Below are 17,803 nucleotides of genomic sequence, written 5' to 3'. Positions count from 1 at the left end.
ACATGATGTAACGCAGGAAATCGCAGGCAGATCGCAAGGATTCGCCACAAAAAACGCAACAAACGGCGGGTTTCCACCAGTGATACCATTTTCCGAAACCCGCCAATATGGCGCCCCGGCCAATGTGTGTCCACAAGACGCCGATGCCGACAGTTTTGGTGATCCCAAACGGGTGGAGGAGACGTAGTAATGAATGCCCCGCTAGACGCCGGCCAGCGCGCGACGCTGGAAGCCGCGCTTCAATCGGTCACGCTCGACGACAAATACACGCTCGAGCGCGGCCGTGCCTACATGAGCGGCGTGCAGGCGCTGGTCCGGCTGCCGATGCTGCAGCAGGAACGCGACCGTGCCGCCGGCCTCAATACCGCCGGTTTCATTTCCGGCTATCGCGGCTCGCCGCTCGGCGGCCTCGACCAGTCGCTCTGGAAAGCCCAGAAGCACCTGGCCGCGCACCGTATCGTGTTCCAGCCCGGCCTCAACGAGGACCTCGCCGCGACCGCCGTATGGGGCACGCAGCAGGTCAACCTCTACCCCGGCGCGAAATACGACGGCGTGTTCGGCATGTGGTACGGCAAGGGCCCCGGCGTCGACCGCTCGGGCGACGTGCTCAAGCATGCCAACTCGGCCGGCAGCTCGCCGCACGGCGGGGTGCTGGTGCTGGCTGGCGACGACCACGCCGCCAAGTCCTCGACCCTCGCGCACCAGTCCGAGCACCTGCTGAAGGCCTGCGGCCTGCCGGTGCTGTATCCCTCGAACGTCCAGGAATACCTCGACTTCGGCCTGCACGGCTGGGCCATGAGCCGCTATTCGGGGCTGTGGGTCTCGCTCAAGTGCGTCACCGACGTGGTCGAATCCTCGGCCTCGGTCGACATCGACCCGCATCGCGCCAACATCGTGCTGCCCGAGGACTTCCTGATGCCCGAGGGCGGGCTCAACATCCGCTGGCCCGATCCGCCGCTGGTGCAGGAAGCGCGGATGATCGACCACAAGTGGTACGCGGCGCTCGCCTACGTGCGCGCCAACCGGCTCGACCGCATCGAGATCGATTCGCCGCAGGCGCGCTTCGGCATCATGACGGCCGGCAAGGCCTACCTGGACGTGCGCCAGGCCCTCACCGACCTCGGCCTCGATGACCAGACCTGCGCGCGGATCGGCATCCGGCTCTACAAGGTCGGCTGCGTCTGGCCGCTCGAGGCACAGGGCGCGCAGCAGTTCGCGCGCGGCCTCGACGAGATCCTGGTGGTGGAGGAAAAACGCCAGATCCTCGAATACGCGATCAAGGAAGAGCTGTACAACTGGCCCGACGGCCAGCGCCCGCGCATCTTCGGCAAGTTCGACGAGAAGGACGGCGCGGGCGGCGAATGGTCGGTGCCGATGGGCAACTGGCTGCTGCCGGCGCATTACGAGCTCTCGCCCGCCATCATCGCCAAGGCGATCGCGACGCGGCTCGAGAAGTTCGAGCTGCCCGCCGAGGTGCGCGCGCGCATCGCCGCGCGCATCGCGGTGATCCAGGCCAAGGAGGCCGCGCTGGCCCGGCCGCACGTCACCGCCGAGCGCAAGCCCTGGTTCTGCTCGGGCTGCCCGCACAACACCTCGACGGTGGTGCCCGAGGGCTCGCGCGCGATCGCCGGGATCGGCTGCCACTACATGACGGTGTGGATGGACCGCAATACCAGCACCTTCAGCCAGATGGGCGGCGAAGGCGTGCCCTGGATCGGCCAGGCGCCCTTCACCGAGGAAAAGCACGTGTTCGCCAACCTCGGCGACGGCACCTACTTCCACTCGGGCCTGCTGGCGGTGCGCGCGGCGATCGCCTCGAAGGCCAACATCACCTACAAGATCCTCTACAACGACGCGGTGGCGATGACGGGCGGCCAGCCCGTGGACGGCACCCTGACCGTGCCGCAGATCACCCACCAGGTGGCGGCCGAGGGCGCCGCGCGGATCGTGATCGTCAGCGACGAGCCGGAGAAGTACCAGGGCAAGACCGACCTGCTCGCGCCGGGCGTGACGATCCACCATCGCGACACGCTCGACGCCGTGCAGCGCGAGCTGCGCGAGATCGCCGGCACCAGCATCCTGATCTACGACCAGACCTGCGCCACCGAGAAGCGCCGCCGCCGCAAGCGCGGCGCCTACCCGGATCCGGCCAAACGCGTGGTGATCAACGAGGCGGTCTGCGAAGGCTGCGGCGACTGCTCGGTGCAGTCGAACTGCCTGTCGGTCGAGCCGCTCGAGACCGAGTTCGGCACCAAGCGGCAGATCAACCAGTCGACCTGCAACAAGGATTTCTCCTGCGCCAAGGGTTTCTGCCCGAGCTTCGTGAGCGTCGAGGGCGCCCAGTTGAAGAAGCCGAAGGCGGTCGCGGTGGACGCCGGCGCGCTGCCGCCGATGCCCGAACCCGAGCTGCCCGCGATCGGCCGCGCCTGGGGCGTGCTGGTCACCGGCGTCGGCGGCACCGGCGTGGTGACCATCGGCGCGCTGATCGGCATGGCCGCGCACCTGGAGAACAAGGGCGTCACCGTGCTCGACGTGACCGGTCTCGCGCAGAAGGGCGGCGCCGTGATGAGCCATGTGCAGATCGCGCATGCGCCCGCCGACATCCACGCCACGCGCATCGCGATGGGCGAGGCGGATCTCGTGATCGGCGGCGACGCGCTGGTGACGGCCAGCGACGAATGCACCTCGCGCATGCGCCACGGCTCGACGCGAGTGGTGGTCAACAGCGCCAGGACGCCGACCGCCGAGTTCATCAAGAACCCGCAATGGGCCTTCCCCGGCGCGAGCGCCGAACAGGACATCCGGATCGCGGCGGGCGAGTTCGTCGACCTGGTCGACGCGGACCAGTTCGCCGCCGCCCTGCTCGGCGACACGATCTACACCAACCCCTTCGTGCTCGGCTATGCCTGGCAGCGCGGCGGCCTGCCGCTCACGCTGGCTTCGCTGACGCGCGCGATCGAGCTGAACGGCGTGCAGGTCGAGAAGAATCTGGCGGCCTTCGACTGGGGCCGCCGCGCCGCCCATGACCTGGCCAGCGTGCGCCAGGCCGCCGCCGGCAGGCAGGTGGTGCCCAGCGGCGCCACGGTGATCGCGCTGCACACGAAAAAGGCGGTCGATACGCTGATCGCCAAGCGTGTCGAGCAACTGGGCGCCTACCAGAACGCCGCCTACGCGGCACGTTTCTCGGCCGTGATCGAGCGCGTGCGCGCCGCCGAGGCCCGCCTCGACGGCGAGGCCGCGCAGGAGCCGCTGACCGAGGCGGTCGCGCGCAACCTCTACAAGCTGATGGCCTACAAGGACGAGTACGAGGTTGCGCGGCTGCAGTCGGACCCGGCCTTCCTGGCCAGGCTGGCCGAGCAGTTCGAGGGCGAGCTGAAGCTGCGCTACCACCTCGCGCCGCCGATCCTGGCCAAGCGCGACGCGCAGGGCCATCTGGTGAAGAAGGCCTATGGTCCGTGGATGCTGACGGCGTTCCGTCTGCTGGCCCGCTTCAAGGGGCTGCGCGGCACCGCCTTCGATCCCTTCGGCCGCACCGAGGAACGGCGCACCGAGCGCGCGCTGATCGGCGAATACGTGGCCCTGGTCGAGACGATCCTCGCCGGGCTCACGCCGGAGCGGCTGCCGCTCGCGCTCGAGCTCGCGAAGCTGCCGGACGGGATTCGCGGCTACGGCCACGTGAAGGAGAACAACCTGCGCGCGGTGCGCACCAAGTGGGCGGCGCTGCTCGCGCAGTGGAACGGGCCGCAGGCGCTCACGCGCCACGTCGCCTGAGGCTGCCGCCGCCACGCCGGCGCGGCACATGAAAAAGCCACGGCCCGATCGGGTCCGTGGCTTTTTTCATTCAGGCGAGGCAGGCACCGCGCCCGCCTTCGCCGTCGAGCCGTCTCAGCGCGCCGCGCTGTTGACGTTGGCCGCCGCCACCGCCGTCATGTTGACGATGCGGCGCACCGTCGCCGCCGGCGTCAGGATGTGCACCGGCTTGGCCGCGCCGAGCAGGAACGGGCCGACCGTCACGCCGTCGCCGCCGACCATCTTCAGCAGGTTGTAGGCGATATTGGCCGCCTCGACGTTCGGCATGATCAGCAGGTTCGCCTCGCCCGACAGCGTGGTGCCCGGGAAAGCGGCCTTGCGGACCACCTCCGAGAGCGCCGCGTCGCCGTGCATCTCGCCGTCCACCTCGAGCTGCGGCGCGCGCTGCGCGATCAGCTTGCGGGCCTCGGCCATGCGGCGCGAGGACGCCGAGGGCGCGCTGCCGAAGTTCGAGTTCGACAGCAGCGCGGCCTTCGGGGTGATGCCGAAGCGCTCGATCTCGGCCGCGGCCTGGATCGTCATGTCGGCGAGCTGCTCGGCGCTCGGCAGCTCATTGACGTAGGTGTCGCAGACGAACAGGTTGCGGCCCGGCAGCATCAGCAGGTTCATCGCCGCGAGATGCTCGGCGCCCGGCGCGCGGCCCAGCACCTGCTCCACGTACTTGAGATGGCTGTGATAGGTGTCGATCATGCCGCAGATCATGCCGTCGGCATCGCCGAGGTGGACCAGGATCGCGCCGATCAGCGTGTTGGCCTTGCGCAGCGCGGCCTTGGCGAGCTCGGGCGTGACCCCGTCGCGCGCGCCGAGCTCGTGGTAGGCCTGCCAGCACTGCTGGTAGCGCGGGTCGTCCTCGGGATCGACGATCTCGAAGTCGGTGCCGGCGCGCAGCTTCGAGCCGATCTTCTTCAGGCGCATCTCGACCACCGCAGGGCGGCCGATGATGATCGGCTTGGCGATCTTCTCCTGCAGCACGAACTGCGCGGCGCGCAGCACGCGCTCGTCCTCGCCCTCGGCGAACACGATGCGCGCCTGCTTGGCCTTGGCCGCGGTGAACACCGGGCGCATCACCATGCCGGTGCGATAGACGGTCGCGCCGAGCTGCTCGCGATAGGCGTCCATGTCGGCGATCGGGCGCGTGGCCACGCCCGAATCCATCGCGGCCTGCGCCACCGCCGGCGCGATCTTGATGATCAGGCGCGGGTCGAAGGGCTTCGGGATCAGGTAATCCGGGCCGAATTCGAGCGAATGGCCCTCATAGGCCTTGGCAACTTCCTCGCTCTGGTCGGTTTCCTGCGCCAGCTCGGCGATCGCGCGCACGCAGGCGAGCTTCATCTCCTCGGTGATGGTGGTCGCGCCGACATCGAGCGCGCCGCGGAAGATGAAGGGGAAGCACAGCACGTTGTTGACCTGGTTCGGGTAGTCCGAACGGCCGGTCGCGACGATCGCGTCGGGGCGCACCGCCTTGGCCGCTTCCGGGCGGATTTCCGGCTCCGGGTTGGCCAGCGCGAGGATCAGCGGCTGGCTGCCCATGGTCTGCACCATCTCGGGCTTGAGCACGCCGGCGCTGGAGCAGCCGAGGAACACGTCGGCGCCGTCGATCGCGTCGGCCAGCGTGCGCGCCTCGGTATTGGCGGCGTAGCGCTGCTTGGACGGATCGAGCTGGCCGCGGCCCTCGTGGATCACGCCCTTCGAATCGGTCACCAGCACGTTGGCCTTGTTCAGGCCCAGGTTGACCAGCAGGTCCAGGCAGGCGATCGCCGCGGCGCCCGCGCCCGAGCAGACCAGCTTGATCTCGCCGAGCGACTTGCCGACCACCTTCAGGCCGTTGAGGATCGCCGCCGAGGCGATGATCGCGGTGCCGTGCTGATCGTCGTGGAAGACCGGGATCTTCATGCGCTCGCGCAGCTTCTGCTCGATGTAGAAGCACTCGGGCGCCTTGATGTCCTCGAGGTTGATGCCGCCCAGGGTGGGCTCGAGCATCGCGATCGCCTCGACCAGCTTGTCGGGATCGGTCTCGGCCAGCTCGATGTCGAACACGTCGATGCCGGCGAACTTCTTGAACAGGCAGCCCTTGCCCTCCATCACCGGCTTGGCGGCCAGCGGGCCGATGTTGCCCAGGCCCAGCACGGCCGTGCCGTTGGTCACCACGCCCACCAGGTTGCCGCGCGAGGTGTACTTCTGCGCGTCGAGCGGATCGGCGTGGATCGCCTCGCAGGCGGCCGCCACGCCCGGCGAATAGGCCAGCGAGAGGTCGTACTGGTTCGACAGCGGCTTGGTCGGCGTGACCGAGATCTTGCCGGGCTTCGGATTCTGGTGATACGCGAGCGCGCTTTGCTTCAGTTGTTCATCCATGGTGGGTCTGATCTGCGAGAAAGGCGGTGTTGGAAGCCTGGCATTCGGCGTCCGGCAGGTGCCGGAACATGGCGATCGAGGGGATGGTCGAGGACGGCATGCGTCGCGCGCCGGGTCGGCGCGACGTCGAACCTGTCTGCGGGATGGGCAAGGAGACCAAAGTGCCGGGCGGATTCTAGGGGCCGACAAGTGTACACCTCGGCCGAAGCGCGCGTTGCTGCACCGCCAGATACCGGGAATTGCCGCTCAAGGCCGTCGCGGCAGGGGCCGCGGGCGTCACGGTGCTCCCGCGGCGCGCCCGTCGTCGCCCCGGAAAGCCCGCCGGGCGCCGGCTTCGGGGCGGCCCGGAAAACCGCGCCGGAACACGCCCGGCGAGCCGCGACGAAAGCTGCCGCCAGCGGCCGCCCGCGACGTCCGGCCGCCCGCCGATTCGGGTAAAATGCGGGCCCACGCGCGCAGCGAAGTTCCGCCGCCGGCCATCCGCGCCGGTTCGCCGTTCTCCGGCCGGAATCCGTCGCCGCGCCACGGCGCCCCGCGCCCGGCCTCCCGCTCATCACCCAAGGAATGCCCATGACAGGCTTCGATCGTCAAACGATCTCCGACACCACCGCCAAAATCCTGCTCGAAGTGCAGGCGGTGCACTTCAACGCCGAAAAGCCGTTCATCTTCACCTCCGGCTGGGCGAGCCCGGTCTACATCGACTGCCGCAAGCTGATCTCGTATCCGCGCGTGCGCCGGGGCCTGATGGAGATGGCGGAAGCGACGATCCTGCGCGATGTCGGTTTCGAGCAGATCGACGCGGTGGCGGGCGGCGAAACAGCCGGCATTCCGTTCGCGGCCTGGATCGCCGACCGCATGATGTTGCCGATGCAGTACGTGCGCAAGAAGCCGAAGGGTTTCGGCCGCAACGCGCAGATCGAGGGTCACCTGGAAGAAGGCTCGCGCGTGCTGCTGGTGGAAGACCTGACCACCGACAGCCGCAGCAAGATCAACTTCATCAACGCGCTGCGCACCGCCGGCGCCGAGGTGAACCACTGCTTCGTGCTGTTCCACTACAACATCTTCAAGGAAAGCGTCTCGGTCCTGAAGGACATCGACGTCGACCTGCACGCGCTGGCCACCTGGTGGGACGTGCTGCGCGTGGCCAAGGCCTCGGGCTACTTCGAGACCAAGACGCTCGACGAGGTCGAGAAATTCCTGCACGCGCCGGCCGAATGGTCGGCCGCGCACGGCGGCGCCACCGCGCCGAAAGAGTAAGCGCCTGCGCGCGCCGGTTCCGGCGCGCCGCGTGATCGACGCCCGTCACGGCTGCCGTGCACGGGCGTTTTCTTTTGGGGCGGAGCGAAGCCCCCCGCGCCGCCCGGCATCGCGCGATGCTTGCGTCACCGCCGCTTGCCCGGTGCTAGACTGGCTGCCGTCGTCCACAGGGTCGCAACACGAATACGTGCCGAGACGCCGTCGTCGAACGCGCCGGCCGACGTGACGGGAGGCTCGCGCCATGCATGCAGGTGAGGATCGGGAGGAGCGGCAAGGCGGCAGGCACCGCGGCAGGAATGCGCTGCGCCTGCTCGCGGTGGTGGCCGCCGCGCTGCTCGGCACCGCGCGGCCCGGCGCGCAGGCGCCGTTCACGCTGTCGAGCGCCGACCTGCGCGAGGGCGGCCGGCTCGACGCGGCCCAGCGCTACTCGCGCGACGGCTGCGGCGGCGCCAACCGCTCGCCCCAGCTGAGCTGGCAGCATGCGCCGCGCGGCACCCGCGCCTACGCGATCACCATGTTCGATCCCGACGCGCCCGGCCGCGGCTGGTGGCACTGGGCGGTGACCGGCATCCCCGCCGAGGTCACCAGCCTGCCGGCCAATGCCAGCGCCTCCGGGGTGCTGCGCCGGCTCGGCGCCAGCGAGGCGCGCAACGACTTCGGCACCGACGGCTACGGCGGCGCCTGCCCGCCGCCCGGCAAGCCGCACCGCTACGTGATCACCGTCTACGCGCTCGACTCCGACCGCCTGCGCAGCGCGCAGGGCCGGCCCGCGCAGTTGTTCGACCACGAGATCAGCGTCTCCGCGCTCGCCTATGCGCGCCTCACCGTCACCGACGAACGCTAGGCGCCCGTCCTGCTTCGGCGCTGTCGCTTCGCGCCGCGCGACGCCGCATCGCCCCGACGAGGGCCGGAGCGCCAGTCGGCAGCCGGATCGCCGCGATGCGCCGTGCTTCAAGAATTCGTCACGCCGGCCGGGCAGCATGAAAGCCGCGCGCCGCCGCTTTTTTCGGCGCGACCGGTTACGGCCCTGTCCGTGAAGTCTTAAAATGTCGGCTTTCCGGCGTTCGCGCCGGCCGCCCCATTCCGTGAGAGCAAGATGAGCACGAAAGTTTTTGTCGACGGCCAGGAAGGCACGACCGGCCTGAAGATCTTCGAATACCTGTCCGCGCGCGTCGACATCGACATCCTTCGCATCGACGAAGCCAAGCGCAAGGACGTGGAGGAACGCCGGCGCCTGATCAACGCCTCGGACATCACCTTCCTGTGCCTGCCCGACGTGGCCTCGCGCGAATCGGCCTCGCTGGTCGAGAACGATCGCACCACGCTGATCGACGCCAGCACCGCCTTTCGCACCAGCGCCGACTGGGCCTACGGCCTGCCCGAGCTGACCCGCGCGCAGCGCGAGCGGATCCGCGGCGCCAAGCGCATCGCCGTGCCGGGCTGCCACGCCTCGGCCTTCGTGCTGGCGATGCGCCCGCTGGTCGATGCCGGCGTGGTCGCCACCGACTTCGCGGCCCACAGCTACTCGATCACCGGCTACAGCGGCGGCGGCAAGAAGATGATTGCCGACTACGAGGCCGGCGGCAACGAACGCCTGGCCAGCCCGCGCGCCTACGCGCTCGGCCTCGCCCACAAGCACCTGCCGGAGATGGCCGCGCACACGGGCCTGGCCAGCGCGCCGATCTTCACGCCGATCGTCGGGCCGTTCTACAAGGGCCTGGCCGTCACCACCTACTTCACGCCGAGCCAGCTGGCGCGCCGCGTCAAGCCGCAGGACGTGCAGCAGATCCTCGCGGAGTACTATGCCGGCGAAGCCTTCGTGAAGGTCGCGCCGTACGACGCGGCCGAGAATCTCGATGAGGGCTTCTTCGACGTGCAGGCCAACAATGACACCAATCGCGTCGACCTGTTCGTGTTCGGCAACGAGGAGCGCTTCGTCACGGTCGCGCGCCTGGACAACCTCGGCAAGGGCGCCTCGGGCGCGGCGATCCAGTGCATGAACCTGAACATCGGCGCCGACGAGGACAGCGGCCTGAAGCGCTGAAGCCGCGCGGCTCGCGCATCGCTGAAAACCGGCCCTCGCGGCCGGTTTTTTCTGGTCCGCGCGATTCGCGAATTCACCGGCGTATCCATCAATAAAAATATCGCCGCCTTGGTTCCCGGTATTTGAACGCCGGCATTCACGAGAATCCACAGTCTTTCGAAACGCAGCCAATCCGGCTCATTTCTCGTGCCCGCCCAATCATGAATATCCCGAATAGGGATACACCCGAGATGTCGCCCGCAAGCCTTGCAGGGCGGGCCTGAGCACCGCAGCACGCGCGCCGCCGGCGGCGCCGGAGCGTGCGTTTGCAGGGTAATTTCAAACGCGATTTTCGTTTTAATTCTTCCCGCCAGGCCCGATTTCACGGGCTTGTTTCGAATCTGTCCCGTTTCAATCGTCTTTTTTAGACGGTTCCATCAATTGACAGCGGCAGGCCCCGCAGCGAAATTACATCGCACAATTACACCGGAGACGGAGGCATGTCATACGCCTTGTGGATAGGGTCGGCCGTGGCCAGCGCGCCCGCCCCTCTGGCGGTCGCTGCCGGCCCGACGCGCACGCGCTCGGCGGCCGCGGCCCACGTGCGGCGCCCGAGCCCGGGCGTCGGCACGCGATGCGTGCGCGACACCCGCGCGACGCGCCAAGGCGTCCACTCGTCCCCTTGCGGCAGGCCCGCGTCCCGCATCGCGACGCGCCACGGCCGGCGGCATCATGCAGGACTCCAGCGCTTCTCCAGCACGTCGACGAATCATATTCAGGTGTGCGCATCATCGCGCGACACCGGCGAGACGACCGCCGGCATCACGGCGGCCAGGCATCAGGCGATCGCGGCAGCCATGCCCGACGCGATACACGGGATCAACGGGGGGTGCGGTGCGGGCGGCCAATGCCGTGACGAGGGTGTCGCCGGTTCCGGAGCAGGGAACCGGCGACGCAATCGTCAGCCAGCCGCCGGCAATACGCGCGGGTAAGCAAATGAAGCGGCCGACAGGGAGCTAGCTGGCCGCCGCAAACAAGAGACAATCCTGGAGGAGCAAGATGAAGCGCAATCTCGTACTGGCTGCGGTCTGTGCCGTGCCGCTGGTGTCGGCCTGCGGGGGCGGGGACGACCAACCGCCCGCGGCCCTGGCCGCGACCGAGCCGGGCCTCTGCCCGAGCTCGCTGGACTACAGCACGGTCTATACCGGCGGCGGCGGCGACGGCGAGCTCGTGAAGCTGCAGCTCGATACGACCAAGATGACCTGGCAGATCAGCTATATCGAATCGCCGATCCCGGCCACCACCGGCACCGTGGTGCCGACCCGCGCCGGCACCGTCGCGACCGGCACGCTGACCCAGGAAACCGGCCTGCCGACCCAGAAGCTCAACAACTGCGCATGGCGCCTGAACGGCGCGAGCCTCGACCCGTCGCGCCCGGCGCGCGTGTTCGTCGGCTTCGGCGTGGCGGGCGGCACGATTCCGGGCGCGCGCATCCAGTTCTCGGGCGTGATCGGCGTGGGCGCGGTGCCCGACACGACCTTCCCGTACTACCCGTTCATCGGCTTCTCGTCGATCGAGACCAACCTCGCCAACGTGGCCGGCACCTACAGCCAGCTCGGCTACGGCCAGGTGCCCTCGCAGAACTTCTCGCCGACCACCATTGACGGCAAGGTCACCATCAACGCCGACGGCACCTGGCAGCGCTGCGACACCACCGGCGTGCATGCCGGCACCTGTTCGCAGCCGGGCTCGAACCTGACGCAGTCGCCCGACGGCAGCGGCGCCTTCGTGACCAACAACTACCAGAGCCAGGTCAAGCCGACGCTCGCCACCACGCCGCAGGCGAAGGGCTACATCATCGTCGGCAAGCTGCGCAACCAGCTGGTGCCGATCATGATCCGCACCGGCGTGGCCAACCCGAACCCGCTGCCCGACGCGAACGGCATCCCGGGCCTGACCGCAGACGACGAATCGGGCATCTCGATCATGTCGCCGCAGTCGAGCGTCGCGGCCGGCTCGCAGAACGGTGAGTACATCGGCGTGGACAGCCAGTTCGACTATCGCACCACGGCCCTGATCAACACCCAGGCCACCCTGCTCGATCCGTTCAACGCCTCGCAGGCGTCGCTGGCGACCGCGCTGAACCTCGACTACACGCAGGCGGTGCCCGGCACGGTGACCTCGACCCACGTGGGTGCCTCGAGCACCACCCCGACCGGCAAGTTCATCTTCACCGGCGGCGTGTTCGGCTACCTCGACAACAGCAACGCGACCTCGCCGTATTTCACGATCGGCGCCTTCGTCCAATAACAAACCGAGGGGACACCCCGTGAACAAGACCATTCTCTGCGCGGCGGCGCTGGCCGCCGCGCTCGGATCGGGCGCGGCCAACGCCCAAAGCGCCGGCAGCAACGTGATCGGCCTCGGCTGGTTCCACGTGCAGCCGGTGCAGAGCAGCACCCCGCTGACCACCAACGTGGCGCCCACGCCGATCAACACGCCGCTGCGCCTGCCGCCCACCTTCGATTCGCCGGGCACCGGGCTGCGCACCAGCACGGCCGACACGGTCGGCCTGACCATCAGCCACTTCCTCACCGACCACATCGCGGTGACCTCGGTGGCCGGCGTGCCGCCGGTGTTCAAGGTGAGCGGGCAGGGCACCATCGTGCCGCCGGGGCCGGCCGGCGCGCTCGGCACGCAGAACATCGGGCTCGGCGCGGTGAACCCGATCGTCAAGAGCGTGCGGCAGTGGAGCCCGGCGGTGATCCTGCAGTACTACTTCGCCAAGGCCGACTCGAAGCTGCGCCCCTTCCTCGGTATCGGCGTGTCGTACAACTGGTTCAGCGACCTGCAGCTGAGCAACAACTTCATCAAGCAGACCCAGGACAATCTCGGCTCGATCCTCGCGGCCGGCGCCGGCAAGCCGGGCACCACCTCGGTCTCGGCCAAGGCGTCCTCGTCGTGGCAGCCGGTGTTCAACGCGGGCCTGACCTACGCGCTGACGGATCACTGGGGGTTGATCGCCTCGGTCACCTACATCCCGCTGCGCACCACCTCCACCGTGACGATCAAGGCGGCCGACGGCTCGACGCTGGCGGAATCGAAGAGCGAGCTGAAGGCGAACCCGATCATCAGCTACCTGGCGGTGTCGTACAAGTTCTGAGGGAAGGAAACGGCGCAAGACGCGATGCCGGATCGGGCATGTGGAATCGTCTGGACGAAAAAAAGCCCGCCTGAAGAGGCGGGCTGAATCCATATCAGAGGAGACATGGAGGAGACAGTTCCAACTATACCCGAGCCGATGTCGCGCCGCAACATTTCCGCACGGAAAATAAGGATTTTCCCTTGCGGGTTGTTGCTAGGTCGCGACGCTCTCCTGCTCGCTCCCGCTGCGCGCTGAATGGCCGTCCGGCGCGGCTTTCCAGGAAAAACCCGATCCTTCGAGATCGGGTTTCGTTTTTCCGGCGTCGATATCGCGCCAACCTGCGTCAGACGGTCGCGGCCCGACCATCCCGGGCCGCCCGGCGTGCCGGCTCAGTGACGCACCAGCGCCATCGCCGTGCCGAAGCCGACGAACACGCCGCCGGTCAGCCGGTTGAAGATCCGCATCACGCGGGCGCTGCGCAGCGAGGCGCCGATACGCGTGCCGAACGCGCAGTAGACGAGGTACCAGCCGACCTCGCAGATCGCCAGCGTCACCACCAGCGAGGCGAACTGCGGCAGCTTCGGCGCGGCCGGGTCGATGAACTGCGGGGTCAGCGCGACCGCGAACAGCAAGGCCTTCGGATTGCTGCCCGACACCAGGAAGCCGTTGCGGAACAGCGCGCCGGGCGAGCTCAGCATGCCCAGCGTGACGGGCGCCGCCTCGGCGCCGGCATCCTCCACGCGCGCGCGCCAGGCCTTGATGCCGAGCCAGATCAGGTAGGCCGCGCCGGCCAGGCGCAGCGCGTCGAACATGCGCGGCCAGGCCGCCAGGAACACGCCGAGCCCCGCCGCCGACACCAGGAACATCAGCACCAGCGCCAGCAGCGCGCCGGCCATGGTCGCCGTGCTGCGGCGCATGCCGTAGCGCGCGCCGTGCGACATCACCAGCAGCATGTTCGGGCCGGGAATCGCCGACACCACGAACATCGTCGCGAGGAACAGCTCCCAGGTATGCAAACTCATCAAGGTCTCGATTCGGAAGATTGTCGGAACATCCATCATGCCGGCACTCGCCTGCACGGTGCAGCCCCGGCGCGCGAACCGGCCGATACCGGCGCGAATCGTTCACGCGAGGCGGCTCGCGGCGAACCGCAACTGGCGGCCCGCCCGATGCGCGCGGCCGGCGCGCGGCTCACCGCCGATCGCCACCGCCCGCCCAACGCCGCTCAGCGCGCCGCGCGCCGCGCCGCCACCTCGCCCAGCACCGCGAAATCGCGCTCGCCGTCGCCGTGCGCGATCGCGTCGAGCAGGTTGTCGCGCAGCACGCTGCCGACCGGCATCGGCACCGACACCGCGTCGGCCGCCTCCAGCGCCAGCCGCACGTCCTTCAGGCCGAGCCGCGCCTTGAACAGCGCCGGCTCGTAGCGACGCTCGGCGATCATCGCGCCGTAACCCTGGTAGACCGGGCCCGGCAGGATGCTGCTGGTGATCACGTCGACATAGTCGCTGACCGCCACGCCGTGCGCCGACAGCATCGCCGCCGCCTCGCCCATGGTCTCGATGGCCGAGGCGATCGAGAAGTTCGCGGCCAGCTTCACGGCATTGGCATGCTGCGGCAGCGAGCCGAGCCGCCAGGTCTTGCGGCCGATCACGTCCAGCGCCGGCTGCACCAGGTCGATGGCCTCGGCCGGGCCGGCCGCGACGATCGTCAACTGGCCCTGCGCGGCCACGTTCGGGCGGCCCAGCACGGGCGCGGCCACGTAATGCAGGCCGCGCTCGGCGTGCGCGTGCGCCAGCGTCTCGGCCAGCGCCACCGAGATGGTCGCCATGTTGACGTGCACCAGCCCGCGCGGCGCCTGCTCGAGCAGGCCCGCGTCGAACACGCCGCGCACCGCGGCATCGTCGGCCAGCATCGAGAACACCGCGTCGCCGGCGAAGGCGGCCTCGATCGAGGCGGCCTGCTCCGCGCCCTGCTCGACCAGCGGCGCGAGCTTCTCCGGCGAACGGTTCCAGACCCGCACGCGATGCCCCGCCTTCAGCAGGTTCGCGGCGATCGCGCCACCCATTTCCCCCAGCCCGACAAAACCGATATCCATGCTTCGCTCCTCGTTTGCTCAAGCGCCGAAGTAAAGCACAGCTGCGTGATCTTTGCCGGTTCGCGATGCACGGCCGCGCCATGAAAAAAGTCCTGCCCGAAAACCGGACAGGACTCGATGGCGGCAGCGCTCCGTTCGGAGGCGCTCCCGCGAGGCGGCGGATCGCGCCGCCGCGGTGGGCGCTTACTGCTGCGCGCCCTTGTCGTTGGTGCCGGCGGCCGACGCGGCGGCAGCCTTGGCATTGCCCTTGGCCGAGCCGTGCTTCTTGAGCTTGTGCTTCGGCGCGCTCTTGTCGTGCTTGGCGGCCGGCGCGGCGGCCGGTGCCGAGGCGTCCTGCGCGAACACCGATGCCGATGCGAAGGCGAGCGTCACGGCGGCCAGCGAAACGAGAAGCTTGTTCATTGTTCTACCCCTGCGTTGGAAAGTGGAAACGGTCGATCGGGAAACCCGCGATGCGCTTCATCGCACCGGCGCGCCCGGAAACATCCGGCGTCGCTGTCGATTCAACGCGCCCGGCTTACATCGCGTTGACTGTCGAAAACCCTGATATGGGCACCGTTTCCGGCATGCCGGCGGGGCGGCCGGCATGCCTGCGCGAACACTCAGTGGAACAGCTTGAGCGCCTGCGCGAGCGTGTTGAACACGCCCCAGACCAGCGGAATCAGCACATAGAGCCAGAACACCAGCAGCAGGCCCTTGTTGGTCGGGTGCGCGTCGGCCGCGTCGCGGGTCGAGAGATCGGTCATCACGGGTCTCCGTTATTTGGCGGACGCGAGCTGCGCGTCGCTCATGTAGTGGTGGTCGGCGACGCGTCGCACCAGCAGGTTGCAGAAGAAACCGACCACCAGCAGCACCGCCATCAGGTGCACCGTCATGGTGTAGGCATCGGCCTTGGCCACGCCGTGGCCGACCTGGTAGGCGCGGATGTAGTTGACCAGCACCGGGCCGGCCACGCCCGCCGCGGCCCAGGCCGTCAGCAGCCGGCCGTGGATGCCGCCGACGAAGGCGGTGCCGAACATGTCGGCCAGGTAGGCCGGCACGGTCGAGAAGCCGCCGCCGTACATCGACAGGATCACGCCGTAGGCCAGCACGAACAGGGCGATGTTGCCGCTCGCCGCGAAACGCGGCACGCAGTAGTAGAGCACCGCGCCGAGCACGAAGAAGATGAAGTAGGTGTTCTTGCGGCCGACCCAGTCCGAGGCCGAGGCCCACACGAAGCGCCCGCCCATGTTGAACAGCGACAGCAGGCCCACGAAGCCGGCGGCGGCCGCGGCCGTCACGGTGTCCTTGAAGCTCTCCTGGATCATCACCGAGGCCTGGCCGAGAATGCCGATGCCGGCCGTCACGTTGAGGAACAGCACCAGCCAGATCAGGTAGAACTGCGGCGTCTTCAGGGCCTGGTCGATGTGGACGTGGCGCGAGGTGATCATCTTGTTGGTCGACTGCGCGGGCGGCTCCCAGCCGGCCGGCTTCCAGCCCGGCGCCGGCACGCGGATCGCGAAGGCGCCGATCGTCATCGAGATGAAGTAGGCGATGCCGAGCACCACGAAGGTCTCGGCCACGCCGATGCTGGTGGCGCTCTTGAAGTGGTTCATCAGCGCCACCGACAGCGGCGCGGCGATCATCGCGCCGCCGCCGAAGCCCATGATCGCCATGCCGGTGGCCATGCCGCGGCGGTCCGGGAACCAGCGGATCAGGGTCGAGACCGGCGACACGTAGCCCAGGCCCAGGCCGATCCCGCCGATCACGCCGTAACCGAGGTAGAGCAGCCAGATCTGGTGGGTCCACACGCCGATCGCCGAGACGATGAAACCGCCGCCGAAGCAGCAGGCCGCCGTCAGCATGGTGCGGCGCGGGCCGACGCGCTCCAGCCACTTGCCGGCGAACGCCGCCGACAGGCCCAGGAACACGATGGCCAGCGAGAAGATCCAGCCGAGCGTGGTCAGCGACCAGTCGCCGGGCGCCGAGGCGCTGATGCCGATCACCTTGGTCAGCGGCCCGTTGAACACGGAAAACGCGTAGGCCTGGCCGATACAGAGGTGCACGGCGAGTGCCGCCGGCGGCACCATCCAGCGCGAGAAGCCCGGACGGGCGATCGTCGCTTCCTTGGACAGGAAGGACGGATTGCCCGCGCGGCTCGCGGGCTCGATGACACTGCTCATGATGGTTCGTCTCCGTTGCAAATCTTGTTGTGGCCCGCGCGGGCACCCGCGCCGAATCTGTCACGCCATAGGAAAAGCCGGTTCATATAGTCGGTTGTCCCGAATGATTTTCCCCGACTCCAGCCTTGCCATCCTCGAACGATAGGCATGCCGAAATGCATTCGCAATATGAGATACGCGCGCATAAGGGAATGCCAAGCCGTAAACGATGTGAATGATCCGTCAACGCAGGTGAAACGCACCGGGACGGATTTCCCCGCCGTCCCGCGCCGCACCGGACCGAGCCGGTGCACCGGCCGTCTTACGGCCGGCCAACAAAGCCGCGCATCCTACGCGAGAGCGGCCCGAAAAACAATTTTTAACATCCTCGACCCGGCACGCTTGTTAGCCTGCCCCGGCATGTTTCGCCTCGCCGCCGGATCGATCGCCAGCTTCGACCATCGCCGGCGCCGCCGGGCGAAGCCGTGATCGAACCCGTATCCGAGAGCCCCGAATCGATGAATGCACCGAACTCCCTGATCGCCCGCCTGCTGCTCGCGGCCGCCGCCGTGGCCACCATCGCCGGCTGCGGCAGCAGCAACGGCCCGCGCCCGCTGGCCCAGTCGCAGGCCGCCGCGATCGGCGCGCCGCCCGGCGCGATGATCTACGTCTCGTCCGGCCTGACGGCCCCGCAGATCGAGCGCTGCCTGTCGGGGCGCATGTCCGGCACGCGCATCCAGCAGCAGGGCAGCGCCGCGACGCTGCTGGTGGGCCCGCGCTCGACCGACGAGGACTGGCGCATCACGCTCGAGCAGAACGCGGCGGCCGGCACCACCATCGCCGTCTATCCGCCCAGCAGCGGCGAGGGCGAACCCGACGAAACCACCCTGCGCTATCACCTCGCGCGCTGCGCCGTCTGAGCGCGCGGCGGGCGCCGCGAAAACGGTGCGCGCTTTTTCCCGCCGGCCTACAATTCATTC

The 17,803-nt window shown here is 68.6% G+C and carries 14 protein-coding genes; 7 read left to right on the top strand and 7 right to left on the bottom strand.

Features of this window, described 5'->3' with window-relative positions; genetic code table 11:
* Positions 1-189: 189 nt before the first annotated feature.
* Positions 190-3,771, top strand: a complete 3,582-nt coding sequence (locus BM43_RS24950; RefSeq protein WP_036048527.1) for an indolepyruvate ferredoxin oxidoreductase family protein — start codon at positions 190-192, stop codon at positions 3,769-3,771.
* A 114-nt stretch (positions 3,772-3,885) separates the two neighbouring features.
* Here BM43_RS24950 and BM43_RS24945 read toward each other — a convergent pair whose 3' ends face one another.
* Entirely contained in the window at positions 3,886-6,162 is a 2,277-nt protein-coding gene (locus tag BM43_RS24945) for an NADP-dependent malic enzyme (RefSeq protein WP_036048530.1), read from the bottom strand.
* A gap of 276 nt (positions 6,163-6,438) precedes the next feature.
* Positions 6,439-6,753 carry a hypothetical protein gene (locus BM43_RS40780; RefSeq protein ID WP_144417695.1) on the bottom strand — a complete coding sequence of 105 codons (315 nt, stop codon included), beginning with the start codon at positions 6,751-6,753 and terminating at the stop codon, positions 6,439-6,441.
* Here BM43_RS40780 and BM43_RS24940 point away from each other — a divergent pair.
* The 5 genes from BM43_RS24940 (at position 6,733) to BM43_RS24915 (ending at position 12,605) form a co-directional block, all read left to right on the top strand.
* Positions 6,733-7,419 carry an orotate phosphoribosyltransferase gene (locus tag BM43_RS24940; RefSeq protein WP_013696334.1) on the top strand — a complete coding sequence of 229 codons (687 nt, stop codon included), beginning with the start codon at positions 6,733-6,735 and terminating at the stop codon, positions 7,417-7,419. The two genes, BM43_RS40780 and BM43_RS24940, sit on opposite strands and share 21 nt — an antisense overlap.
* 241 nt (positions 7,420-7,660) lie before the next feature.
* The gene (locus BM43_RS24935; RefSeq protein WP_036048533.1) at positions 7,661-8,263 is read left to right on the top strand and encodes a YbhB/YbcL family Raf kinase inhibitor-like protein; all 603 of its coding nucleotides are present in this window, start codon (positions 7,661-7,663) and stop codon (positions 8,261-8,263) included.
* A gap of 252 nt (positions 8,264-8,515) precedes the next feature.
* Positions 8,516-9,463, top strand: a complete 948-nt coding sequence (gene argC / locus BM43_RS24930) for an N-acetyl-gamma-glutamyl-phosphate reductase (RefSeq protein WP_036048536.1) — start codon at positions 8,516-8,518, stop codon at positions 9,461-9,463.
* 1,038 nt (positions 9,464-10,501) lie between these two features.
* A complete protein-coding gene (locus tag BM43_RS24920; RefSeq protein WP_036048540.1) occupies positions 10,502-11,752 on the top strand; it encodes a DUF2957 domain-containing protein in 1,251 nt (416 codons plus the stop codon).
* A gap of 19 nt (positions 11,753-11,771) precedes the next feature.
* The gene (locus BM43_RS24915) at positions 11,772-12,605 is read left to right on the top strand and encodes an OmpW/AlkL family protein (protein ID WP_013696330.1); all 834 of its coding nucleotides are present in this window, start codon (positions 11,772-11,774) and stop codon (positions 12,603-12,605) included.
* Between the two features lie 371 nt (positions 12,606-12,976).
* Here the strand turns inward: BM43_RS24915 and BM43_RS24910 are convergent, their stop codons facing one another.
* The 5 genes from BM43_RS24910 to BM43_RS24890 all read right to left on the bottom strand — a co-directional run bounded on the left by BM43_RS24910 (position 12,977) and on the right by BM43_RS24890 (position 16,844).
* On the bottom strand, positions 12,977-13,609 hold the full coding sequence (locus BM43_RS24910; RefSeq protein ID WP_025101371.1) for a LysE family translocator: 633 nt from the start codon (positions 13,607-13,609) through the stop codon (positions 12,977-12,979).
* A 203-nt stretch (positions 13,610-13,812) separates the two neighbouring features.
* Entirely contained in the window at positions 13,813-14,682 is an 870-nt protein-coding gene (locus tag BM43_RS24905; protein ID WP_013696328.1) for an NAD(P)-dependent oxidoreductase, read from the bottom strand.
* Between the two features lie 183 nt (positions 14,683-14,865).
* A complete protein-coding gene (locus BM43_RS24900; protein ID WP_013696327.1) occupies positions 14,866-15,084 on the bottom strand; it encodes a hypothetical protein in 219 nt (72 codons plus the stop codon).
* Positions 15,085-15,284: 200 nt separating this feature from the next.
* Positions 15,285-15,428 carry an MFS transporter small subunit gene (locus tag BM43_RS24895; RefSeq protein ID WP_013696326.1) on the bottom strand — a complete coding sequence of 48 codons (144 nt, stop codon included), beginning with the start codon at positions 15,426-15,428 and terminating at the stop codon, positions 15,285-15,287.
* A 12-nt stretch (positions 15,429-15,440) separates the two neighbouring features.
* Positions 15,441-16,844, bottom strand: coding sequence for an L-lactate MFS transporter (locus tag BM43_RS24890; RefSeq protein WP_017920748.1), 1,404 nt, complete (start codon positions 16,842-16,844; stop codon positions 15,441-15,443).
* A 497-nt stretch (positions 16,845-17,341) separates the two neighbouring features.
* On the opposite strand from BM43_RS24890, the gene BM43_RS24885 reads away from it, so the two are divergent.
* Entirely contained in the window at positions 17,342-17,743 is a 402-nt protein-coding gene (locus BM43_RS24885; RefSeq protein WP_036048542.1) for a hypothetical protein, read from the top strand.
* Positions 17,744-17,803: the final 60 nt, after the last annotated feature.

Origin of the sequence: Burkholderia gladioli, from assembly GCF_000959725.1 — a bacterium.
Classification (GTDB): domain Bacteria; phylum Pseudomonadota; class Gammaproteobacteria; order Burkholderiales; family Burkholderiaceae; genus Burkholderia; species Burkholderia gladioli.
Note: the sequence above shows the minus strand (reverse complement) of the source record. Positions and strands in the feature narration are given on the sequence as shown.